This window comes from Candidatus Latescibacterota bacterium (assembly GCA_019038625.1).
GTDB lineage: Bacteria > Krumholzibacteriota > Krumholzibacteriia > Krumholzibacteriales > Krumholzibacteriaceae > JAGLYV01.
On sequence record JAHOYU010000096.1, the window covers coordinates 1 to 23,234 of the forward strand.

21 protein-coding genes are annotated in these 23,234 nt (G+C 51.5%); all 21 read left to right on the plus strand.

Going from position 1 to position 23,234, the window contains the following annotated elements; translation table 11 throughout:
- Positions 1 to 1,229, plus strand: a 1,229-nt coding sequence (locus KOO63_07165; protein ID MBU8921583.1) for a hypothetical protein, incomplete at its 5' end; no start/stop codon positions are given.
- 33 nt (positions 1,230 to 1,262) lie between these two features.
- Positions 1,263 to 2,204, plus strand: a complete 942-nt coding sequence (locus KOO63_07170) for a PorV/PorQ family protein (protein ID MBU8921584.1) — start codon at positions 1,263 to 1,265, stop codon at positions 2,202 to 2,204.
- A gap of 35 nt (positions 2,205 to 2,239) precedes the next feature.
- The gene (locus KOO63_07175; GenBank protein ID MBU8921585.1) at positions 2,240 to 3,745 is read left to right on the plus strand and encodes a GWxTD domain-containing protein; all 1,506 of its coding nucleotides are present in this window, start codon (positions 2,240 to 2,242) and stop codon (positions 3,743 to 3,745) included.
- A 175-nt stretch (positions 3,746 to 3,920) separates the two neighbouring features.
- Positions 3,921 to 4,793: a MotA/TolQ/ExbB proton channel family protein gene (locus KOO63_07180; GenBank protein MBU8921586.1), complete on the plus strand. Its 873-nt coding sequence runs from the start codon at positions 3,921 to 3,923 to the stop codon at positions 4,791 to 4,793.
- Positions 4,794 to 4,805: 12 nt separating this feature from the next.
- Entirely contained in the window at positions 4,806 to 5,216 is a 411-nt protein-coding gene (locus KOO63_07185; GenBank protein MBU8921587.1) for a biopolymer transporter ExbD, read from the plus strand.
- A 12-nt stretch (positions 5,217 to 5,228) separates the two neighbouring features.
- Positions 5,229 to 5,633 (plus strand): biopolymer transporter ExbD, encoded by a 405-nt coding sequence (locus KOO63_07190; protein MBU8921588.1) that lies wholly within the window; start codon positions 5,229 to 5,231, stop codon positions 5,631 to 5,633.
- Between the two features lie 23 nt (positions 5,634 to 5,656).
- Positions 5,657 to 6,289 carry an energy transducer TonB gene (locus KOO63_07195; GenBank protein MBU8921589.1) on the plus strand — a complete coding sequence of 211 codons (633 nt, stop codon included), beginning with the start codon at positions 5,657 to 5,659 and terminating at the stop codon, positions 6,287 to 6,289.
- 240 nt (positions 6,290 to 6,529) lie between these two features.
- A complete protein-coding gene (locus KOO63_07200; GenBank protein MBU8921590.1) occupies positions 6,530 to 7,873 on the plus strand; it encodes a TolC family protein in 1,344 nt (447 codons plus the stop codon).
- A gap of 40 nt (positions 7,874 to 7,913) precedes the next feature.
- Entirely contained in the window at positions 7,914 to 8,594 is a 681-nt protein-coding gene (locus KOO63_07205; protein MBU8921591.1) for an ABC transporter ATP-binding protein, read from the plus strand.
- A 60-nt stretch (positions 8,595 to 8,654) separates the two neighbouring features.
- Entirely contained in the window at positions 8,655 to 9,902 is a 1,248-nt protein-coding gene (locus tag KOO63_07210) for an efflux RND transporter periplasmic adaptor subunit (GenBank protein ID MBU8921592.1), read from the plus strand.
- Positions 9,903 to 9,939: 37 nt separating this feature from the next.
- Positions 9,940 to 11,169 carry an ABC transporter permease gene (locus tag KOO63_07215; GenBank protein MBU8921593.1) on the plus strand — a complete coding sequence of 410 codons (1,230 nt, stop codon included), beginning with the start codon at positions 9,940 to 9,942 and terminating at the stop codon, positions 11,167 to 11,169.
- Positions 11,170 to 11,171: 2 nt separating this feature from the next.
- A complete protein-coding gene (locus KOO63_07220) occupies positions 11,172 to 12,470 on the plus strand; it encodes an ABC transporter permease (GenBank protein ID MBU8921594.1) in 1,299 nt (432 codons plus the stop codon).
- A 101-nt stretch (positions 12,471 to 12,571) separates the two neighbouring features.
- Positions 12,572 to 13,927, plus strand: a complete 1,356-nt coding sequence (locus KOO63_07225; protein MBU8921595.1) for a GWxTD domain-containing protein — start codon at positions 12,572 to 12,574, stop codon at positions 13,925 to 13,927.
- Positions 13,890 to 15,485, plus strand: a complete 1,596-nt coding sequence (locus tag KOO63_07230) for an ABC transporter substrate-binding protein (GenBank protein ID MBU8921596.1) — start codon at positions 13,890 to 13,892, stop codon at positions 15,483 to 15,485. Before KOO63_07225 ends, KOO63_07230 begins: the two co-directional genes overlap by 38 nt.
- A 42-nt stretch (positions 15,486 to 15,527) precedes the next feature.
- A complete protein-coding gene (locus tag KOO63_07235; GenBank protein MBU8921597.1) occupies positions 15,528 to 16,436 on the plus strand; it encodes an ABC transporter permease in 909 nt (302 codons plus the stop codon).
- On the plus strand, positions 16,433 to 17,359 hold the full coding sequence (locus KOO63_07240; GenBank protein ID MBU8921598.1) for an ABC transporter permease: 927 nt from the start codon (positions 16,433 to 16,435) through the stop codon (positions 17,357 to 17,359). The genes KOO63_07235 and KOO63_07240 overlap by 4 nt, the downstream gene beginning before the upstream one ends.
- Before the next feature lie 34 nt (positions 17,360 to 17,393).
- The gene (locus tag KOO63_07245) at positions 17,394 to 18,464 is read left to right on the plus strand and encodes a C40 family peptidase (GenBank protein ID MBU8921599.1); all 1,071 of its coding nucleotides are present in this window, start codon (positions 17,394 to 17,396) and stop codon (positions 18,462 to 18,464) included.
- Between the two features lie 413 nt (positions 18,465 to 18,877).
- Complete coding sequence (locus KOO63_07250; GenBank protein ID MBU8921600.1) at positions 18,878 to 20,152, plus strand: hypothetical protein; 1,275 nt, start codon at positions 18,878 to 18,880, stop codon at positions 20,150 to 20,152.
- 210 nt (positions 20,153 to 20,362) lie between these two features.
- Entirely contained in the window at positions 20,363 to 21,625 is a 1,263-nt protein-coding gene (locus tag KOO63_07255; protein ID MBU8921601.1) for a rhomboid family intramembrane serine protease, read from the plus strand.
- Positions 21,626 to 21,686: 61 nt separating this feature from the next.
- Entirely contained in the window at positions 21,687 to 22,367 is a 681-nt protein-coding gene (gene radC / locus KOO63_07260) for a DNA repair protein RadC (protein ID MBU8921602.1), read from the plus strand.
- Positions 22,368 to 22,382: 15 nt separating this feature from the next.
- A partial coding sequence (locus tag KOO63_07265; protein ID MBU8921603.1) for a rod shape-determining protein occupies positions 22,383 to 23,234 on the plus strand: 852 nt, incomplete at its 3' end.

A 23,234-nucleotide genomic window follows, 5' to 3' on the forward strand; every position in this document is an offset into this window, starting at 1 on the left:
GTGTAGAGGGACGCGAGACCCCGGTGCCTGGACCGGTGAGTGGTATAGTTGCTGACTCATGTGCTGCCGATGGAAATTTCGAGCTTCTTAACGCTCTCAGGGGCGATGTTATCTGGATCAACAACGACTGCCGCGATGAGATCGAGCTATGGGAGAATACGCAGTGTTCAAAGGGTGACGCGACATTCACAGCATTCCAGACCGGTGTGGACGGCAAGGAGACACAGGTAAACTGGCTTGTCGGCTCAGCTCCGCCCCCACCGAATATGAGACTTCTTCCAGGCAACGACAAGGTCGTTGTCATGTGGGACAACTTCAGCGAAGTGACTCCTGATGTCAGTACTCTCGAGCTGGATTTCGAGGGTTACAGGATATGGAGAGCCGATGGATGGACCAGGCCCATGGGTACATCGGTCCTGAGCGGTCCGCCACGTGAGCTCTGGCAGCTGATCGAAGAGCGTGATATTTTGAATAACGTCAGCCCTAATATTGATTTCAGATATCCGATCTCCGAGGTTCGTGACGATCGTGTCGGCTGGCAGTATGAGCCGCTCAAAGGTCTTGACGGTAAAGATGCGGTCATAAGACTTTTCGAGGAGAGTGTCTGGTATTCGCCTCTCGACACAGTTGCCTGTCCTCCGGGGCTTTCCAATAGTGAATGTGATACTCTCGAGGCAATGGCGAGGTACAATCTCGGCTTCGAGGGAGGGCTTCAGTACTACAAATTTATCGATGAAAGTGTGCATAATGGAATGCACTATTTCTACAGTGTTACAGCATATGATCATCTTATTGCCAATGGCGTGCCGGTCAAGGTCGGGAAATTCGGGGATTCTTCCTCGAACTTCGCGTATACTTCACCACTCTCTGACCCTCAGGATGTTGATGAGTATGAAGACGATGAGGTCTACGTCGTGCCAAACCCCGCAACTGCGGTGACCATGAGCCCCTGGCAGCTCGATCCCAATATGGATGATCCTACCGGTATCAAGGTGGAGTTCAGGAATCTGCCTCGATGCCGCAATACGGTAAGGATATTCACCATGTCTGGTGACCTGGTCGAGGTCCTTTATCATAACGGCGGTTCCGGGGACCAGCAAGGCACGCTTGTATGGGATCTTGTTTCCCGTAACGGGCAGAACGTCACAAGTGGGGTCTACCTGTTTGCAGTGGAGCCGGAAGATGAGAGGTTTGAGAAGGTAATCGGCAAGTTTGTTATTATAAGGTAACTATTATTACATTCACCTCCAGGAGGTCTGTTGATGAAGAGCAAGGTTTTTATTGGGGTCCTGATCCTGGTGATGGCACCCTCCATTCTTTTCGGGGCGACGAAGCCTTTCGAGAAGGTGGGTACCTATGCCGCGCAGTTCCTTAAAATAGGGACTTCTGCGCGTGCCGCCGGTATGGGCAGCGCGTTCACTGCTGTAGCGAACGACGCCACGGCAATGTACTGGAATCCTGCCGGGCTGGTGGAGATCAACCGTACCCAGGTCACGCTTAACAACGTTGTCTGGCCTGCAGATATAGATGTATATTTCGCCGGTGCGGTCTTTACTACTCCATACCTGCCAGGAACCTTCGGTATCAGTGTGAGAGCCCTGACGATGGATCCGCAGGAGGAACGTACGATCTACATGCCCCAGGGGACCAACAGGTTCTTCGATGCCGGGGATATGTCTTTCGGGCTTTCCTATGCGATGTATTTTACCGACAAGTTCTCTGCCGGTACTACCGTTCATTATATCCACATGGGACTCGCTGACAAGAGTGTCGGAGCGATGGTCGTGGACTTCGGTCTCCTCTACAGGATAGGCATTCAGGGGATGAAGTTGGGTATGATGATCCAGTCCTACGGCGGTCAGATCGATTTTGACGACCGTTCTTCGAAGCTGCCCACGCTGTTTCGTGTGGGACTCAGTATGGATGCGTACAGGCAGGGCGCACACGCGCTTCTCGCTTCAGGCGAGTTCTCACATCCTTCCGACAACAAGGAACGGATGAATGTCGGTATGGAATACGGGTTCAACCAGTTCTTTTTCCTGCGTTCAGGATATAATATCGACTACGATACGCAGGGATTGGCGTGGGGCCTCGGTTTCAGGATAGACACCAGCCAGACTTCGGATCTTGGATTCGATTATGCGTGGGAAGATCTCGGATACCTTGGCGCGGCTCACAGAGTGACGCTGAACTTTAGCTACTAGGTGGTGAATAGAGTCTGAATTCGCGGGCTGACCAGATGAACAGGATTTTAAAGATTCATTTATTGATTCTGCTCTTCATCGTCGGTTCATCTGGAGATAGTGCGGGGCAGACTTTCAGAGGGTCCGGAGATTTCGAATTCTTCCTGGATGCCGGTTCGCTTCCACAGAGGAGTGGACGGGTAATCGAATTCTTCCAGATCGCGATTCCCACGAAAGAGATCAAATACGTAAGAAAGGACGGCAGTTATCAAGCTGCCGTTTCTGTTTATCTGCTTCTCTCGCAGGGAGAAGACAGGATATACGAAAAGAAGTTGATGATAAACGACCCCAGGGAGTTTCTACCCTCTGTCACCGATCTGACAGGCTTTATTTATATCGCGGATTCGGTGAGTGTGGATCCTGGATCCTACCTTCTCAGCGCGCGGGTCGAGGACCTGAACCGCAAAAAAAAGACATTGATGGGGTTGCTGAAGAAAAAGCATGATAACTCGGTATTCGAGAAAGAGCCACTCGAAATAGCCGGCTTTCAGAAGGACCGCCTTATCGTCAGCGCGCCCTTCCTTCTCTGGGGCAGGAAACCTGACGGGCAGTATATTCCAAACCCGATCCAGATCTACGGCCTCAAGAATGATACACTCTCCTTTTTTGCTCAGGCGTTGCTTCCAGAAGATTCTGACGTGACCACTCTTGATCTGTTCATGTCAGTGTTCGACCAGAAGGGGGAGAGGATAGATTCTGTCGAGATGGTCAGTCGGGTCAGGGGAGGCAGAGCTTTCATCTTCGGGGCATTCGATGTCAACGCTTATCCTGCTGGAGCATACAGGCTTACGATCGAGGCGACCGGTAAGGGGCTTTTCGCGCTGGTAGGTAAAGATTTTTCCGTAGTCTGGGAATTGATGAACTGGAAACGGCCAAGAAGGGATATCCTCGTCGAGGCGAGGATAATATTCAATGATACAGAGTACGAGGAGTTTAGCTACGCGGCAATAGGCCAGCAGGAAAAGATATTAAACGATTTCTGGAAAAAGAATGACCCGACGCCTCATACTGCGGTCAACGAGTCTTATGAAACGTTCATGCGGCGGGTCGATCAGGCGAATGCGAGTTTCAGCGACCACAGAAAGGGAGCTGCTACCGACAGGGGGCAGATGTACATCAGGTTCGGCCCACCTGACGAATATGTTTCAGAGTCTATTCCTTTCAACAGGACCGATCTTGAAGAAGTGATTAACAAGCTCGACGACCAGTACAAGGTAGTCATACATAATACATGGAAAGGACTCGGCACGGAGGATGTCCAGTTGTATAACACTTCCAGGAACAGGAATCAACCGTACCGTGGAGGCGGCATGGACACAGGGGGATATGAGCTCTGGGTCTATGTGCTCAAAGGAAACCCGCTCTTTCCAAGGGACAAACTGATGACAATCCGGTCTGGACTGAGATTTCTGTTCGTCGACAAGGACGGAGTAGGAAATTATCTTCTGGTCGGTACATCTGAAGAGTTTGAGGATTCCTTCGATGAAGCTAACATTGATTAGGCAGAATAGACTTTTCCGTCAAAAAGAGGCTTGGGAATTTTTGGTTGACATCGCAGTCCTCATTAAGTATTTTGCCGTTAAGAGAGATTGGAATCAATCAGTTTTAAATGAAATCCGTATTCCAACCGGATGTGAAAATCACCTTAGTCTGTTTTCCGTAGAAGGAGCGCGTAGTATGGTAGAGAGAAGGCTTACGGTCAAAGCTTCCTTGATGGCTTTCGTACTTTGTCTCATCATCGCCTTGCCCATGGTACTCCAGTCACAGGAGTTGGGTGAGGAAGGGGCAGTAACCGAACCCGTATTCATAGCACAGTCAGCAAGTGATTCGCTGGGGACTGCGAGGAATGATTCCCTTGTAGTCGCACAGGAAGTCGCTGATATGGCCGAGCGGCAGAGACTCGGAGTCGTCTTATACAATCTCAAGCACAGCGGGATCGGCGAGAAGTATGTACAGGGTGGCAATTTCATGCATGCCCTTCTAATCGCTTCCATAATCGGTGTTGTGTTTATTATCGAACGACTCTTCACACTGGCTCGTGCCAGGGTCAACATCAGGAGACTGATGAACGATGTCCTCGTCACGATGCGTTCTGAAGGTGTGGACGGCGCCATGAAGGTCTGTGAAAGGACCAGAGGCCCGATCGCTGCAGTTCTGCACTCGGGTCTTCTAAGATCCGGCCGTGGTCCCGATGCTGTTAAAGAGGCGATCGAGACTGCTGGTGGTATCGAGACTTCATTCCTGGAGCGTGGGCTGGTAGCTATCGCGACGGTGGCACAGGTTGCACCGCTTCTAGGGTTCCTCGGAACGGTATCCGGTATGATCAGTGCGTTTGCAGCTATTGCAGGGGCGGAGCAGGTAAGTGCCAAGGTTGTTGCTTCTGGTATCGAGGAAGCGCTAATTACGACGGCTACAGGCCTTATCGTCGCCATTCCGGCGAGTATCAGTCATTCTTTCTTTGTCTCGCAGATCGATCGTTTCGTTCTCGAGATGGAAGAGGCTTCTGCCGAACTGGTAAATGAGCTTATTGAGTCGGGCGTCACCGACTAAGCGGAGCATAGTATGATTAAGAAAAATAGTAAGGTATCGTCGGATTTCAGTACTGCCTCGATGTCTGATATTAACTTTCTTTTGCTGATATTCTTCTTGGTCAGTACGATTTTCGCTGTTGAGAAGGGTCTGCCGATGGCATTGCCTGCCGGGGAATCACCCCAGGTCAAGCTGAAGAAAGACAATGTCATGGTTCTGCAGGCGTATGCGAACGGTTCGATTGTAGTACGTGGTTCCGGGCCTATCAGGGTCAAGGACATAAGGCTGTTCGTCGAGAACAAGCTTATCCAGAACAAAAAAATCGTTATCGTGATCGAAACGCATCCGGCTGCCGATTATGGTATTATGGTCGACATTCTCGATGAGCTTCGTCTGGCGAAGGCCGAACGAATATCGCTCAGGACGATGAAGTCCGGAGCCTAGAGGAGAACTGTTTTGAAGATTTCAAAGAATCAGGATGTATCAAACAGTATTCCAACGGGATCGATGGCTGATATCATCTTTCTCCTTCTGATCTTCTTCATGGTCACTACGATCTTCAAGATGGAAGAAGGACTGCCTATCACTCTGCCAAGAGCTGAATCTGGTAGCGAACTGGAAAGAGAGAGACTGATACATATATGGGCCGACAGGTTCAACAGGATAAGCATCAATGATAAACTGATCAGTGTTGAGAGCATAAACCCGATCGTCGCTTCGAGATTGAAGGAAAATTTCAGCCTTATCGTCGCGTTCAACATCGATCAGCGTACGAAATACCAGCTGGTCTCTGATGTGATGGATCAGTTGAAAGATGCCAATGCCGTGAACGTGACGTTCGTATCCGTTGGAGAAGAGTAGCAATTCAATACAAGGGGTAATCGGTGGCCACTGTAGCTGTTGCAAATCAGGATTTTAAAAGTGGATACGGAAGATATTTACGTAACTCCCTTTACGTGACTTTAGTCATCCATTTCCTCGGTATTTACTTCTCTCCGTCCTTCGAATTCAAGCCATATGTCTTGAAGGAACAGGAATTCATAGTTGTTGAGACGGCAGAGGATTTTGAGATTCCGCCACCACCGGAAGAGATCTCTCAGCCAGCTATCCCTATGGAAGCTGCAGAGGGTGAGGAAGTCGATGATGAAGCGGAAATAGCACCGACAAGTTTTGACAGGATCGAAAACCTGCCTCCTCCCCCTGCTCCGCCATCGGAGTCGGCCCAGGCATTCTATGCATTCGATGAACCTCCCATACTGGTAAAACACGTGGCTCCCAAGTATCCCAGCCTGGCGCAGTCAGCCGGTATCGAAGGGACAGTCCTGATCAGGGTACTGATCGGAGTGGACGGCAAGGTCGAACAGGCCAGTATTATTAATTCGGATGTGACTCCTGCCATGGAGAAATCAGCGCTGGCAGCCGCAAAGAAATTCATTTTCAGGCCTGCGAGACAGAGAACTGTGCCGGTAAGAGCTTCAATGGCTATCCCGATCAGATTCAAGCTGCATGGACGATGAGCATCTGGTAGATATGAAATTTCAGAGCCCGGCTTTGGCCGGGCTTTTTTTTTGTCCAGCTAGAATATTTATTTGAATAGATCGGTAGAGATGTCTGTATTGGGTATAGATACCCTGGAAGCTATTTAGTTGACAATATAGTCATCTTAATTGAAACTATAGAGCCTCTTGAGTCGTAAGATTAAATAACAAGTATTCAATAGAGGTGATATCTCTGAAACGCAAGGAAAGGTATCTGGTATGAAGTCCTACCCAGGCTTGATAAAAACATTAATTCTGATCGTTCTTTCCCTGGTCCTGAACGCGGGATCGTCCGGTGTCTGCCGTGCTGAGGTTCTTTCTCTCGACGAATGTCTGAATCTCGCGCTGAAGAACAATCCCGACGTCCACATGGCGGCCCAGAACGTAAAGAAGTCGGAGAGCAACCTCCGATACAGTTATGGCAGCCTGCTGCCGAATCTTTCTACTTCATTTTCGAAAGGCCATGTTTATTACGGCCCTTCATCCGTTCAGTTCGATTCACAGGGAAGGCCCGTTCAGAACACAGGGTTTGATTACAACAACTACGGATTCAGAATCAATTCAGATATGGTGATATTTGACGGGATGGGAAATTTCAGCCGGATCGCTTCCGCCAGGCACAACAGGAATTCTGCCCTGGAGCAGTTCAAATATAACAATGACATGATTGCGGCAAGCGTGATCAGGGCTTATTATAACCTCGTTCGGAACAAGATGCTCCTGACCGTACAGGAAGAGAGCATCGAGCAGGCGAGACAGAATCTGGAAAGGTCGGAGGCTCTTCTTGAGGTCGGTGCTGCCACAAGGGCGGATGTCCTGAAAGCGAGAGTCAGACACTCCAATACGAGGCTGACAATGATCAGCACCCGGAACCGGTCCGAACTCGCCCGCGAGGATCTTATCGCTCTTTTGAACACTCGTTCGAATGGAGTGGTGGATGTGGATACAGACCTGAAGATAGATTTCCGGGATTTCGATCAGGATGCTGAGATCGGGTTTGCTCTTGAAAACAGGCCTGATCTGAAGAGCCTGAAATACAACATGAAAGCTGCGAGTTCGGGGATAACGAGTGCTCGGAGTTCCTGGTTTCCAGTGATCGGCGCCAGCTTTGGATATACATGGAATGACAGGGAGATGGCAGATAATCTTAATTTCTTCAAGGAAGAGTACGCCTGGTCTCTGACAGGCTATATAAGCTTGAACATTTTCGACAGGTTCCAGACAAGTACAAACCTGGCAAACGCCAAAGCGGATTACAGGATTGCTGAGTACAATCTGGAAAAGAGCGAACTGGATGCAGTCAGGGAGATCAAGGGCCTGATGTTTGGCATGAGAGAAGCCCGGGAGAGGATAGCCGTTGCCACCGAAACGGTCGAGCAGGCGATGGAGGATCTGCGGCTCGCCGAAGAGCGATACCGGGTAGGTGCCGGGACGATGCTTGAGACGATCGATGCCCAGGTAGCACTTACACAGGCCAAGGCCGATGTCATCCAGGCGAAATGTGATTACCTTGTTGCGGATGCGGATATAGCCAGGGCTACTGGCAGGATGTCGAATAATTGAACCAAGGCCAGATAAACGGTGACAGAGGAGAGACCCGATGTTGATCAAGGTCCAGGATGTAAAGAAGATCTACGAAGTAGGCGTTCAGAAGATTGCGGCCGTAGATGGAGTAGACCTGGAGATATCCAGGAATGAGTATGTGTCCATAATGGGCCCATCCGGGTCTGGCAAATCGACTTTCATGAATATTCTAGGTTGTCTCGATACCCCGTCAGCAGGCTCATATGTTCTTAATGACAGGGAAGTGAGTAATCTCAGTGACGACGATCTTGCTTATATCAGAAACAAGGAAATAGGGTTCGTATTCCAGACGTTCAATCTCCTTCCGAGGGCGACAGCCCTGCAGAACGTCGAGTTGCCACTCATCTATGGAGGGCTTCCCGGCGATGAGAGACGGAAAAGAGCCAGGGAAGCGCTTGAATCGGTAGGGTTGATGGACAGGGCCACGCACAAACCGAACGAACTTTCAGGCGGACAAAGGCAGCGAGTCGCGATAGCAAGAGCCCTGGTCAATCGTCCCTCCATTCTTCTCGCCGATGAACCTACAGGCAACCTGGACAGTACAACAGGTGAGGAGATCATGGCCATATTCAACCAGCTTCACTCGGAGGGGAATACGATCATAATGGTCACACATGAAGAATATATTGCGAAACATTCCCGGCGAATCGTCAGATTGCTGGATGGAAAGATAGCGTCGGACACACATGTCCGGAACTGAGTTGACATTATCCGATCCTGATCCGCTCGGATAAAAATCTGAAATAGTAAAGGGGTATCCATGAAGAAAAAGTTGTGGATAGTTGTAGCCGCAATTCTGGTAATCACCGTACTTGTCGTCGTGAACATGAAAGCGAAGAGAGGCAAGGCGTTACCCGTGCAGGCCGAAAAGGTCGAGCTTCGTGACCTGTCGATGATAATCTCCGCTTCGGGCAGTATCAGGCCCAAACGCCAGGTCGATATCAGCGCCAGCACGATTGGTAAAGTGACAGAAGTGGCTGTTAAAGAAGGAGATATCGTCACCGAGGGACAGTTCCTGATTCAGATCGACCCGATCCAGCTCGAGTCGACTGTAGCGCAGTTGGAGGCATCTCTCGATGCCGCTATGGCATCGGAGAGGAGCTCCATGGTGCAGCAGCGCAAGACGGAAAACGACCTTGTGAGGATCAGGAAACTATTTTCCCAGGGATACCTCACCGACCAGGAGGTGGAGGCTGCGCAGACCGAACACGATATTGCCGTTGCCAACCTCGAATCGGCGCGACAGCAGATCAGGCAGCAGCAGGCCATGCTGGGGAGCGCGAAACACAATTTAAAGGAAGTGACCATTACTTCGGGGATGAACGGTGTAGTGACGAGGATGAATGTGGAGGAAGGCGAGATCGCTATCATGGGAACACTGAACAATCCCGGGACAATCCTGATGACGGTTGCCGACCTTTCCACGATTGAGACCGAGGTCGAGGTGGATGAGACCGAGGTGATCAGTATCAAGCTCGGCGACAAGGCCGAAGTGACCCTCGATGCTTTTCCTGACACGACATATATCGGCGAGGTGACAGAGATCGGAAACAGTCCGATTCTTTCATCCGGGCAGCAGGGTGTCGATTTCAAGGTAGTGATTACGATCAACGATACCGTCGTGAACGTGCGACCGGGTCTCTCCGCCGATTCCGAGATTACGGTAGCAGAGAGAAACCAGGCCGTCAGCATACCTATTCAGTCTCTTACGGTCCGGAGAAAAAAGGACCTGAAGGGAATGGAAACAGCCGATTCGACCGCCGATTCGACCGCTGATTCGACCAAGACCGATGTGGATGGGGAAGAAGAGATCGAAGGGGTATTCATAGTCGAGGGTGGTCGGGCTATCTTCAAACCTGTCATGGTCGGGATCTCAAGTCAGAAATATTTCGAGGTCGTAACTGGACTTGAGGGGGATGAAGAGGTCATCAGTGGCAATTTTCGGGCGATCAGGGACCTCAAGGACGGACAGAGGGTCAAAGTGACGATCAAGTCGGAGAAAAAGTAGCTGCGGTCAGTGTCTCCAGAGAAAGACGGAATAGAAGATGCTGATCTTTCAGGGCATAAAAATAGCACTCAGCGCCTTACGCGACAATAAGTTAAGGACTTTCCTCACTCTTCTGGGCAATATTGTCGGCACGATGTCCGTGATAGCGGTCGTATCGCTGATCGGCGGCGCCGACGATTACGTCAAGGAAGAGGTCGCGGGGGAGGGTAGTAACGTCTTCTCAATAGAGAGGATCAACTTTTTCGAGGCGATAACGGATCTCGATGCCTTCCTCGAAGCATTAGCGAGAAACAAGAGGATCAGACTCAAGGACGTCGAATACCTTCGCGACAAGATACCTTCAGCTTCTTTCATCGGGGCCGGGGTCGATACCAGGGAGAGTGTGATACGTCTTGATAACTCGGCAGACAATATCGAGGTCCGGGGACGGAGCGAGGATTATCCGATGATAGAGAAAGCGGATATCCTCATGGGAAGACATCTGTCCCGGATAGAGGAAAGCCGTTCTTCCGCTGTAGCGGTGCTTGGGTACGATGTCTATCAGAGACTCTTTGAAGATCTCGATCCGGTAGACAGGAAGATCAAGATAGGCAGGAAGCATTACAGGGTCATAGGTGTGGTCAAGGATATGGGAACGGTTTTCGGTGAATCGAGAAACAGGTTCATCTATATTCCAATAAGCACTTTTTTGAAGGAATACGGCTCGAGGACCTCGATAGAGATCAAGGTCAAGGCAGAGGATATCGAACTTCTCCAGCAGGCTGTCGATGAGGCGACGATGGCGATGCGTATCAGGCATGGCCTTAAACCTTTGGAAGAAAACGATTTCAGCATAATCACCTCTGAGAACCTTATCTCGCTCTGGGAAAAGATATCTTCAAACATTTTCAAGGCTCTGATATTCATAGTATCGATCTCAATGGTCGTCGGAGGGGTCGTCCTCATGAATGTGATGCTGGTATCCGTGACGGAGAGGACAAGGGAAGTGGGGCTCAGGAAGGCGCTCGGAGCGAGAAGATCCAATATCATCTGGCAGTTTATTGTCGAGGCGATCACTCTATCGCTTGTGGGAGGGATAATCGGGATACTGATCGGATTTACGATAGCGGCGATAATCTCGATGGTCTCGCCTCTTCCCTATGTCATAGCCCCGTGGTCCATAGTGATAGGTCTGGCAGTGACCTTTCTGCTCGGCCTCATTTTCGGCACATATCCGGCAAGCAAGGCGGCCAATCTCGATCCGGTCGTGGCTCTCCATCATGAGTAGGTATGAATATGCGTAAAGATAACAGGAGCAGAAAAGCCGAATCGAAGTTTGGAGACAGGCGCAACAACAGGCAGGTCTGGCTGGAGAATTTTCTCCAGGCGATCGATGTGATCCGCACACACAAGATGCGTTCCAGCCTCCTCATAGTCGGGGTCGCGATCGGGGTGACGACAGTCCTCGCGATGGTGACAGTCATGTCGGGCCTCGGTGAACGTGTGCAGCAGGATATCGTATCGTCAAACCGGCCTTATCTCTTTATATCGAGGTTCGATCCGTTTGCCGACGGGAATGACAGGCGGGAGATGATGAGGCGTAAGCAGCTTACTGCCGCCGATGCTGAAAGTATCAAGAAGCACTGTCCCTCAGTCGATCAGGTGGACCTGCAGGTGGATCCGGGCGGCAGGATGAGGGTGTTGAGGTACGAGGGTGAAAGGACGAACCTTATCCAGGTCGTCGGCACTTCACAGAATTTCGGTTCCATGTACAGTATTCAGATAGGAGAAGGCAGGTTCTTCACCGAGTTCGAGCTTGAAAGGAGCAGGAGAGTAGTCGTCCTTGGATACGGACCGGCGAAAGACCTCTTTCCCAACAGGGACCCGGTAGGAAAGAAGATCAAAATAGGAAACCATGAATATGAGGTCGTCGGAGCCATGAGTTCACGTAACCATATCATGGGCAGCATAGGAGATAATTTTGCCTGTATCCCCCATTCGACATTCGAGAAAGATATGTCGGGACAGTTCGACGACTATCAGATCGGCGTGACGATCAAACCTGAATATACCCTCGAGGAAGGCAGTGAGGAAGTCACGGCCCTGCTGAGAGTCCGCAGGAAAGTGGGTCCAGGCGCCAGAAACGATTTTCACGTCACTACTTCAGAGACATTCCGTGAAATGCTGGCCAATATTACAAAGAATATAGGACTTATTCTCGTGGTGATCTCTTCCATAGGGCTGATGGTCGGAGGAATAGGTGTGATGAACATCATGCTCATCTCAGTAACGGAGAGGACAAGGGAAGTCGGAGTAAGGATGGCTCTTGGAGCCAGGCGAAGCGATATCATGCAGCAGTTTCTTATCGAAGCGTCGACGCTGACAGGAGCGGGAGGGTTTATCGGGATATTCCTGGGCCTTCTTTCCGCCCAGGGGGTGTCCAGGCTGATCAAGTTCCCATACTCGGTTCCCTTCATCTGGATTGTCATAGCCTTCGTATTCTCTGCGTCGATCGGTATTATCTTTGGTCTCTACCCGGCTAACAGGGCGGCGAGGATGGACCCGATCAAGGCTCTTCATTATGAGTAGTGATCCTTTCGCGAGGGATCTTCCACCGGGGCTCATACACGCATTGTAATTAGTTGCCTGAAACCTTTCCGAAGTCTATACTAGGTTAAGGGAGGTTTTTCATGCGATTACCCGGATATAATATAAACACACCCCGCCAGTCCTCTGGATCTTCCATTCCATTGCTCCTTATCGTGTCGGCCTTGCTGGTACTCTATTCTACCGAGACATGCGGGCAGCTGAGGATGAGGGCGACAAACGCCCAGTTCGAGATGGCGGTCAGCCAGGGGCTTGATGGTGAAACAGGTTCCCTGATACTGGTAAATGCTGCAATAAACTATAGAAAACTCGTTTTCTTCCGCAGGAAGGAACATTTCGAAGCGCGATACAGGGTCTACGTGGATATCGAAAACAAGGATGGCGATGAACCTGCGGGCGAAGTCTGGGAGGAAAGCGTTGTCGTCAGTACTTACAAAGAGACAAGATCGCCGAACCTCAGGGCCATCATAAGAAAATCGTTTCCGGCAGGGCCCGGTGAGTACAAGGTCAAAGTGATCTTCGAAGTCACAGGGACATCACGAAAATACAAAAGAGAAGAAAAGATCAGGATAGTCGGTGGAGAGGAAGGGGCTATCCAGGTATCATCTCCCCTGTTTTTTACGCCTGAAAGGGTCAGGGTCGGTGAAAAACCCGTGAAAGGTGAACTTTCCTTCTCCATATGTGATGACCCTTCCAGCAATGGATTTGTTATGCTGTCAGGCGCTGTATATGCAGATTTCGATTCATACCTTCGTATCAGCTCAGGGTTGATATTCCCCGGCAACAGGGACGAGTTTTCCACTGTCCTGACAAGCCGGGTCACAGACTCGCAGGGTAGGACGGTGTTCTATAACAGACAGAGATTGACCACGCTGACCAGGCATACTGTTTTCTGCTTTGACCTGAATATCGATAATCTCGAAGTAGGTTTCTACAACTATTCGATCACAGCGGAGATTCCGGGAAGTGGGGAAAAGTCATCGAAAGAAGAACCGTTTGTCATCCTTCTCAACAGGGGGCTTTTCAGGGAAAATTTCCATAGCCTCATATCTCTTCTTTCCATAATCGCCGACGACGACGAACTCGAACCTTTGATCAGCGCCACGCCGATCGACCGAAAGACCGAGTGGAAACTATTCTGGGAGAAACGGGATCCTACCCTCTCCGTTAATGTCAACGAAGGACTTGGCGAATTTCTGCGCAGGGTAAAGTACGCATTAAGGGCTTTTTCGCGGACCCGCCCCGGATGGGAGACCGATATGGGAGAGGTCTTCATAAAGAACGGAAACCCCAATCGGATCACGGACAGATCGGGTAACCAGTATGCCATAGGCAGCAATTATCAGTTATGGTATTATGATTCTCTCGGACTGGTCTACATTTTTCAGAACACAATGGGGGGTGGCGAGTATCGCCTTATCGATACACAGATTTATTGACCGGAGACTCGTTTCTTTCCTGTTCCCCGCATTATTTCTGGTCGTGGCGACTTTTGCGGGTTCCTGTTCCAGAGAAGTGCAGCTTCCTGTAGTCAGGCTTGCCCTGCAGACCGAACCTACTACAGCTGATCCTTCCTTCGCGGTCGATGTCTCTTCAGGGATGCTGGTGTCTTTGACCCATCAGAACCTTGTCCGTTTCGACGACGACGGGAAGATCGCTCCCGATCTGGCAGAGTCATGGGAACTGTATCCTGACGGGCTGACATATGTGTTTAAGCTGGGCAGGTCGGGATTTTCCGATGGATCTCCTGTGAAAGCTTCCGATGTTGTATTTTCTCTCAGAAGGCTTCTTGACCCGGAGACGATGTCCCCGAGGTGGTGGGTGCTTGAGCCCGTCCTGAGGGCAAAGGAGTATCACAGTGGCGGACTGTTCGATGAGACCAGCATAAATGCGCCTGACGATGTGATGGTGGTGATAAGGCTGGAGAGGCCGACAGCACATTTTCTCAGCCTCCTCTCGATGCCCGCGGCAGCGATTGTAAGCAGGGAAATGGTCGCCGTGGCAGGGAAGGAATATGGGAGAACCCCCGGGGGAAGTGGTCCCTGGAAGTTGAAGCGTTGGAGTGCCGGAGACGAACTGATCCTGGAAAGGAATATTTACAGTTCGGTAAAAAATGTCGATGTTGATGGAATCTCCCTCAGGATCATTCCCGAACCAATGACCAGGATCGCCGAATTCGAGATCGGCAATATAGATATACTCGAGGTGCCCCGAGCGGAACTCGAGAGATGGAAGTCTGCGGGCCCGACCCTGATGGAGAGGGAAGAGTTGAGTGTCGTATATATCGGCCTGAACAATTCCAGGCCGCCCTTCGATGATCCGAGAGTCAGGAGGGCGATGAATATGGCCATCGACGTCGAGACGATAATCGCTCGTGTTCTTTTCGGCGCTGGCAGAAAAGCGCGCGGCAGCATCCCTCCAGGCTTGAAAGGCGGGAGTCGCGGCAGCGACCTGTATCCGTATGATCCCGAAAAAGCCGCCAGCCTGCTTGCCGAAGCCGGTTATCCGGAAGGATTCGAGATGGAGATATGGCAGCGGGAGAATCCGGAGGCGGGCAGGATACTTGAAAGTGTCCAGGCCTACCTGTCCAGAGTCGGGATAAAAGTGAAGATCGTCACACGCGAGTGGGGGGCTTTCAAGCAGGCGGTGGACCATGGAAGCCCTGACGCTTTCTATCTGGACTGGTATGCCGATTATCCGGACGCGGAGAATTTTCTCATGCCTCTTTTTCATTCTTCGAACAGGGGTGGGGGAGGCAACAGGGCTTTATTCTCCGATTCTTCAGTAGATTCCCTTCTGGATGCCGCCTCTTCCCTGGCAGACGCGGAAAAGAGATTGCTCCTATATCTGGATATAGAAAAAAGTGTCTACTCGGATGCTCCGTGGATTTTCCTCTGGTTTCCCATCCGGTATGAAGTAGTATCACACAGGCTGAAGGGGTACAACATGCCGGTTATCTTCAACAGCCGGAGATTTACAGGTATTTCCATAAGGTAAGGTTTTCCTGGTTTGTTAAGATTCACTGCCAGAAGATTGTTGATGCTTGTCCCGATCCTTTTCGGTGTCGTGACCGTGACATTTTTCCTGATGTATGTCATGCCTGGAGACCCCGTGCTGGCCCTGGCCGGTGAGCGGTATGACGAAGAGACCCTGGAAAGTCTCAGGAAGGAATTCGGGCTTGATAAACCTCTTCATCTTCAGTACGTGGACTATCTTTCCCGGCTTGCCCGTTTCGATCTCGGACGGTCGTTTATTACCGGAAGGCCTGTGTCGGAGAGCATTGCCGAGAGGTTTCCGCGCACGATGCTGCTGGCGTTGAGTGCCATGTCCATAGCAGTGATTGCCGGGGTGGTCACCGGCGGACTGTCCGCGTGGGGGAGATTCCCATGGCTCGGCAGGGCCTTGATGGGGCTGTCTCTCGCGGGAGTGTCGATCCCTGTATTCTGGCTTGGGCTTCTTCTGATCCACCTTTTTTCGATAAAGCTTGGTATCCTTCCACCATCGGGATACGGTGGAGGGTCTATACGATATCTGGTGCTTCCGGCGTTGACGCTTTCTTTCGCTTCGATGGCGACTATCGCCAGGGTGACCAGGTCAGGATTTCTCGAAGCCGGAGCCGGTGATTTCGTCAGGACGGCAAGGGCCAAGGGACTTGCCGAATCGAAGGTCATAGGCAAGCATGTCTTCAGGAACGCACTCATTCCCGTCGTGACAATAGTCGGCACGGATTTCGGCAGCTATCTCAGTGGCTCGGTCCTGACCGAGACGATATTCGGGTGGCCCGGCCTCGGCCGGTTCATCGTGCAGGCGATCATGAAAAGGGATTTTCCGGTCATACAGGGGGCTATTCTATTTATGGCGGTGATGTTCGTTCTCGTCAACCTGCTGGTCGATCTGAGCTACGGGATGATAGACCCCAGGGTGAGGCAGAAGGAGGGTCCAGGTTGAGCGACAATGGAGATGCCAGAAATTCCGGGAGTGGACCACTTGCCGGTGCGGAGCCTTCCTTCCGCAGAAGAGCTGTCTCGAAATTTCTCAGAAACCGTGTCGCTGTGGCAGGGCTGATCATCCTTCTGCTGATCGTCTCGTCGTCGATCCTCTCCATCCTGGCCGGAGCCCCGGATTCAGCTGAAATAGATCTGGACCGGTCTCTCGAACCTCCCTCTCTCAGGCATCCGTTCGGAACAGATGCTTTTGGCAGGGATCTACTCATCCGCGTCCTACAGGGGGGACGAGTCTCCCTGAGTGTAGGGTTTGCCGCGAGGACGATATCTCTCGTGCTTGGCCTCCTTTTCGGGACCCTGGCGGGGTTTTATGGTGGCAAGGTCGATTCCATCCTCATGAGGCTGGCAGACATTACTTTCTCGTTTCCCACACTTCTCCTCCTGATCGCAATAATGGCGGTCGCTTCCCCCGGACTCATCTCATTATTTACTGCGCTGGGCGTAGTCGGATGGGCGGCGCTGGCGAGGCTGGTCAGGGCCCAGGTACTTTCCGTGAGGCAGAGGGAATATGTGCAGGCGGCAAGGGCGGCGGGAGCGTCAGATCTGAAGATAATCACAAGGTATATTCTTCCACAATGTATCTCTCCCGTGATAGTGGTATATACACTCGGACTGGGGATGACTGTGATGGCCGAATCGAGCCTCAGCTTTCTCGGGCTTGGTGTCCAACCGCCGGTACCCAGCTGGGGGCGGATGATCTCCGGAGGTATAGCTTTCATGAGGACCGCGCCATGGCTGACTCTGTTTCCGGGCCTTGTGCTGACTCTTACGATATCTTCGTTGAATCTGGTCGGTGACGGTCTGAGAGATGCCCTCGACCCTTCGATCGTCAGGGGGTTCAAGGGGCTGGGCAGGATGAAACTGTAATCGGGATGATTTGTGGGTGCAAGGAGACGACTCGATGAAAAGGCTTCTGGAGATATTGATCGACAACCTGACAAAATCCCGGGATGAGCTTGGATTTGACTGGCGGACCTGCTGGTCGAAGGTAACACCGGAAAGTGATGGAAGGGTCGTGGTGGATGTCAGCAGGCCCGAACAGCTTCAGGCACTCGAATCGGTCGCGGGAGATTTTGGGGTCATGGGAAAATCTGTCGGGGAACTTGTCATGCGGTCACGTGCGGGTGTCGAGATCCTCGGGAGGGTCGCGGGCGCTTCGAGTGGAACCGTGCTGTGGGTCGTTTCCAGTGTTGCGGATCTTAGAAGAGAGCCCGAACACAGCGCCGAGCTTCTTACCCAGGCGATCATGGGTGAGACCCTGACTTTGCTTGAAACGAGAGGTGACTGGTTCTTCGTCATGATGGACGATCATTATCATGGTTGGATCAGATCCTGGTATGTCAGCGAGACTCCCCTCGATGTAGTCAGGTCGTTCGCCGCGGAGGCGAGCGCGAGGATAGAGGCCAGAGTGTCGTATGTCCTCAGCTCGCCGGAAGAGAACAGCATCCCCGTGACAGATGTTACTGCTGGTACTCTTGTAAAGGTGGAGATCCGTAAAAATGGTTTCGCGACGGTTCAGCTCCCTGGAGGCAAATCCGGGTTCCTGAAGGATGACGCTCTCAGCGATCCGGTCTGCTCGAAAGACCGGCGTTCCAGGGTGGTGGAACGCGCGGGCCATTTTGCCGGCATCCCGTACATATGGGGCGGGACCTCGGCGAAGGGATTCGATTGTTCCGGGCTTGTCAAGCGGGTGTTCGCGATGGAAGGGGTCGACCTGCCGAGGGACGCGGACCAGCAATCTGTCCTGGGGCGGATGATCCCGTATGAAGATCTGGGTGGAGCGCTTCCCGGCGACCTTCTGTTTTTTGGTGAGGGAGGAAAGATCACTCATGTATCGATAGTGCTTGGTGAGGGCAAGTTTGTCCACGCTTACGGAGATGTCAGGTTCAACAGCTATCTTCCGGATGACGAGTTATACGAGGAGAAGTTGGCAGGAAAACTTCTCTTCGGACGTTCGATCATTGATCCATGATGGAGTCGCAGGGCTGACCCATCTCGATGTTGCCGAAAACCTTTCTGATAAAAAAATAATATTTCTGTAAAATAAATGTTGACAAGTTTTTCGCGCAGCCCTAATCTACGCACAAAATTTGGATACCTGTATTCGAGTGTTCTGAAAGGAGGCCACACGAATTTACTTAGCCGGACTCGCTCCATGGATGCCCGGTATAAAGCTTAAAAGCGGGGCTGCGGGAAAGCCGCAGATTCCAGGAATTTACTCGAGTCGTGGAAAGGGGGGACAGACCTGGAAAAGACGGATCGCTTTTGAAGCGAAATCTAACTGGCAAATTTGGGAACAATCCGCGCATAGTGCGTGGTGATATAGAACTTGTTTCCTGACACTTCTTCCCCTTAAGCGGGAGATGTATTACAGGAGGTTTTTAAATGAAAAAGGTTATTCTCTTTACTCTGGCAGCACTGATGCTGATGTCGGGTGCCGCTATGGCCACCCAGAGTCGTATCGACGCCCTCGGACGGTACACTGCTCCCTATATCTGTGACGATTACAATGTGTTCACATGGTACGCCACCCTTCCTTCCTATTCCAACGTCCTCGTGATGACTACGTGGAACACGGAATACTATGGAGAATACGATTACAGTGACGGCAGTGATTTCGGTTCCTACTATGCCATGACCTACGGTCTCGGCGAAGACGGCGATATGGGTACCCTGGCGATGGTGTTCATTGACAATATGACTGGTCCCAACAACGACTACTGGATGGCTGAGAACATCAACGACGACGACTGGCCCCACAGCGATTTGGCTGATGATGATCTTTATAGCAAGTGGATCCTCATGTATGGCTACAAGATGGAGAATATGACATTTGCTCTCATGTGGAGCCGTGCCAGCGAGAGCTGGAAGGATACCGAGGGCGACGACGAAGATGAAAGCATAGAGGCCTATACGACGATCGGACTTGGTTTCCGCATGGAGATCAGTGACGAATTGACCGCCGAGATAGCCTTCGATTACACGAAGGTCACCGATACGCGTAAGGGAACGGACATGCTCGACAGAGAGATGGATCCGAACTCGGGCATGGCGCTCAGAACCAGAGGTTTCTACAAATGGTCAGACGATATCACCCTCGTTCAGTACTTCAGCTGGGACACCAAAGACTTTGCCATGAAGGAGAACGATGAGTACACTCCTTACGGCAGTGAGGGTGGATACAAGGCCATGAACGTTACCTTCGGTTTCGGCGCCAACATGAAGGTGAACGACGACAACATGATTCTTTTCGCCATCGAGCCATACTCGATGTACAAAGGGGAGCCTTCGTTCTACGATGAAGACAACGATGATACCTGGGAAGCCAAGTATGTCGCGATGCCCCGTTTCATCCTCGCTCTCGAGAGTGACATTACGGACTGGTTGACCTTCAGGACTGGTATGTCGAAGGATCTCGGCAAGGCTACCTGGAGTGGGGAAGATGGCGACACGTCCGAAGAATACGAGTGGACGGATGTCTATGACACATTCGCCTGGAACCTCGGCCTCGGTTTCCACTTCGGCGATTTCGACATCGACTGTGTCATCAACAAGAACGTTCCGTTCAGCATGGGCTACTGGCTGACCGGATACCAGCAGGATCCGTACTATACTAGCAACACTCCTATAGCGATGATCAGCATGCTCTACAGCTTCTAGAGCAGACAGCGTTGATGCTACTCAAGGGGGACTTCGGTCCCCCTTTTTTGTATCCTGAAAGAACTGTAGTATCTGTCTTCCCCGCACCTGAGACCGCAATTATCGCTCCATCCCGCTCGGTATGTCGAAATCGTTCCTGAACCCTGCCGTATTTATGCCGGTGGTCCGGTAATTGCACGATATCGTGTCGGCTTGTAAAAAGGTGGAGAAGTGTATTTCTTTTATTATTTCCCGGTCGGCCTGGACATAAGGGTCAGGAAGACACCGGTCATAACGATATTCCTGTCTCTGATGTGCCTAATTACTTTTGTGGCATATAGATACATTCCTCAGACAGGGGCCTTCAACCTGTACAACCTGGTATTTCAACCTGCGCATCCAAACCTTGCTTCCGCGTTCGCACATGTTTTTCTCCATGGAAGCTGGATGCATATTGTCGGAAACGTCGTTTACCTTGCCATTTTCGGAAGGGCGATCGAAGACAGGCTGGGCGCGGGCCGATTTTTCATACTGTTCGCTCTTTCCGCGATGGCCGGGGCCTGGACACATATGGTTTTCACTCTCCTTCTGGCGCCTGAATTCATCGGTTACGGTGTAATCGGAGCATCAGGCGCTACATCAGGGTTGCTGGGCGCCTATGTGGTGAGATTCTATTACAGCAAGATCCGTGTGGCGTACTGGATCTTCATGCCACTGCAGGGAGTCAACCGTGCGGGCAGAAAGTATGTGCCGGGTATACTGGCGATAGCTTTCTGGATCGTTTATCAGGGAGTCTATACGGTGATGCAGTTCGGTGCCGGATATATGCATGTGGCGTACAGCGTCCATGTTGGTGGATTTGTCTGTGGGATGCTTCTCGCGCTGGCATTCGGGTCAAAACTGTCGGCCAGGGCGGACAGGAGACTGCAGAGGGCAAGGGAGCATGTGGCCAGCGCGAACTGGTTCGCCGCGCAGGGAGAGTATATCAATTATCTCGATCTTGTACCCTCCGACGCGGGGATACATTCTGAAGCGGCAAGGGCCTTTCTATGCACCGGAGAGAAAGGCAGAGCAAGGTACCACTATGTCGAGTCGATAAACTCGTTTATGGAAAACGGGGAAAGGGGGGAGGCTGAAGAGGTGTTCGGTCAGGCAATGAGATCGATTCCCGATTTCACGATGGAAGAGAAGATACATCTGAAGATCGTATTCGGGATGGAGCGGTCACTCAAATTCAACGCTGCCCTCTCGGGATACAGGAATTTTATCGAAAGATATTCCCTGTCCACTGAGACTCCTTTTGTCCTTCTGAGGATGGCAGGACTTCATGAGCGGCGGTTCGGGAGGCCGGATGAGGCATACGATTGCTATACCAGACTGATTGCGGATTATCCCGAAGACAGCTGGGCTGATTTCGCGAGATCGGAAGTGGAAAGACTCGGTGTGAGGGAAGAAGAGTGGGGGTCGGGGAAATATCCTAAGCAGGCATTATAAATTATCTTGAACAAAGGAAATTCTTCTGATAGTTTTCAGCCAGGATGCGGGGTGGTGAAAGGTGAAGGGAAGGCTTGATTCATCCATAGAACGGTTAAGAGCCAGGGGTTGGCTGCAGGGATTTGACAGGATAGGTGATTCCGAGCTGCTGGCCCTTATTATGGGCAGGACAGGGCGCTGCTGCAGCCCTTCTATCGCGAATGAGATAGTCGATAGATACGGAGGGCTGGATCAGGTCGGCAAGGCCGGCCTTGAGGAGTTGATGGACTTCAGGGGGGTCGGAAAAGCCGGCGCGCTGAGGATCATGGCTTCGTTCGAGCTTGGAAGACGGGTGATCGTCTCCGGCAGGCAGCGTGAGGTGAAGAAGGTGAAGTCACCGGAGGATGTAGCTTTCCTGATGATCCCTGAGATGAAAGGGCTCGACAGGGAGCACTTCATGGCTATCCTTCTCAATACCAAGAACGGCATCCTGAAGATAGTGACCGTGGCGATCGGATCGTTGAATGCCGCACTTGTCCATCCGAGGGAGATCTTCAAGGCGGCGGTCATCGCCAGTGCCGCGGGAATCATTATCGTTCACAACCATCCGACCGGCAACCCTGAACCAAGCCGGGAGGACAGGGATCTTACCGAGCGCTTTGCCCGGTGTGGTGACCTGATGGGAATCGACGTGGTAGATCACATCATCGTCGGTGATGACGATTATGTCAGTATGAGGGAGCGGGGACTGATCAATGTCTGAAAGGAAGGAAATATCTTGTTAGGGCGGATCTCAACATATTTTTCAAATGATATCGCAATAGACCTGGGCACTGCCAATACTCTCGTCTACCTGAAAGGAAGCGGGATCGTCCTTAACGAGCCGTCTGTCGTTGCTGTGGACCAGAAATCAAAAAAAGTATACGCGGTCGGTATTGAGGCAAAATCGATGCTGGGTAAGACTCCCGACCATATTGTGGCAATAAGGCCAATGAAGGACGGGGTGATCGCTGATTTCGAAGTGACCGAAGTCATGCTCCGGGAATTCATACGGAAATCACAGAAGAAGAGATTTTTTATCAGGCCTCGCATCGTGATCAGCGTACCTTCCGGTATTACCGAGGTGGAACGGCGAGCGGTCATCGATTCGGCGCAGAATGCTGGCGCCAGGGAAGTCTATCTGGTCGCCGAGCCGATAGCCGCCGCGATAGGAGTAGGCCTTCCGGTGGACAAGCCCTCGGGAAACATGGTGGTCGACATAGGTGGAGGGACTACCGAGATAGCGGTGATCGCTCTGAACGGTATCGTGACGGATATTTCCATTCGAGTGGGTGGGGATAAAATGGATGAAGTGATTGTCCAGCACATAAAAAAAGCATACAATCTTTTAATAGGTGACCAGACTGCCGAGCATGTAAAGATGGTAATAGGTTCGGCCACGAATCTTGGTCAGGAGCAGGAGATGGAGATCAAGGGTAGAGATCTTGTCTCAGGCATACCGAAGACTTTGAGGATCTCCAGTGTGGAGATAAGAGAAGCACTGGCCGAGCCGATGAGCCAGATTGTGGCAGCTCTCAAGACAGCTCTCGAACAGACCCCTCCCGAACTGGCGGCGGATATAGTCGACAGG

Coding starts and splice junctions, on each gene's coding strand:
- KOO63_07215 (MBU8921593.1), top strand. CDS start 9,940: ATGCTGATCTTTCAGGGCATAAAAATAGCACTCAGCGCCTTACGCGAC.
- KOO63_07225 (MBU8921595.1), top strand. CDS start 12,572: ATGCGATTACCCGGATATAATATAAACACACCCCGCCAGTCCTCTGGA.
- KOO63_07180 (MBU8921586.1), top strand. CDS start 3,921: ATGGTAGAGAGAAGGCTTACGGTCAAAGCTTCCTTGATGGCTTTCGTA.
- KOO63_07170 (MBU8921584.1), top strand. CDS start 1,263: ATGAAGAGCAAGGTTTTTATTGGGGTCCTGATCCTGGTGATGGCACCC.
- KOO63_07185 (MBU8921587.1), top strand. CDS start 4,806: ATGATTAAGAAAAATAGTAAGGTATCGTCGGATTTCAGTACTGCCTCG.
- KOO63_07210 (MBU8921592.1), top strand. CDS start 8,655: ATGAAGAAAAAGTTGTGGATAGTTGTAGCCGCAATTCTGGTAATCACC.
- KOO63_07200 (MBU8921590.1), top strand. CDS start 6,530: ATGAAGTCCTACCCAGGCTTGATAAAAACATTAATTCTGATCGTTCTT.
- KOO63_07175 (MBU8921585.1), top strand. CDS start 2,240: ATGAACAGGATTTTAAAGATTCATTTATTGATTCTGCTCTTCATCGTC.
- KOO63_07235 (MBU8921597.1), top strand. CDS start 15,528: ATGCTTGTCCCGATCCTTTTCGGTGTCGTGACCGTGACATTTTTCCTG.
- KOO63_07250 (MBU8921600.1), top strand. CDS start 18,878: ATGAAAAAGGTTATTCTCTTTACTCTGGCAGCACTGATGCTGATGTCG.
- KOO63_07220 (MBU8921594.1), top strand. CDS start 11,172: ATGAATATGCGTAAAGATAACAGGAGCAGAAAAGCCGAATCGAAGTTT.
- KOO63_07245 (MBU8921599.1), top strand. CDS start 17,394: ATGAAAAGGCTTCTGGAGATATTGATCGACAACCTGACAAAATCCCGG.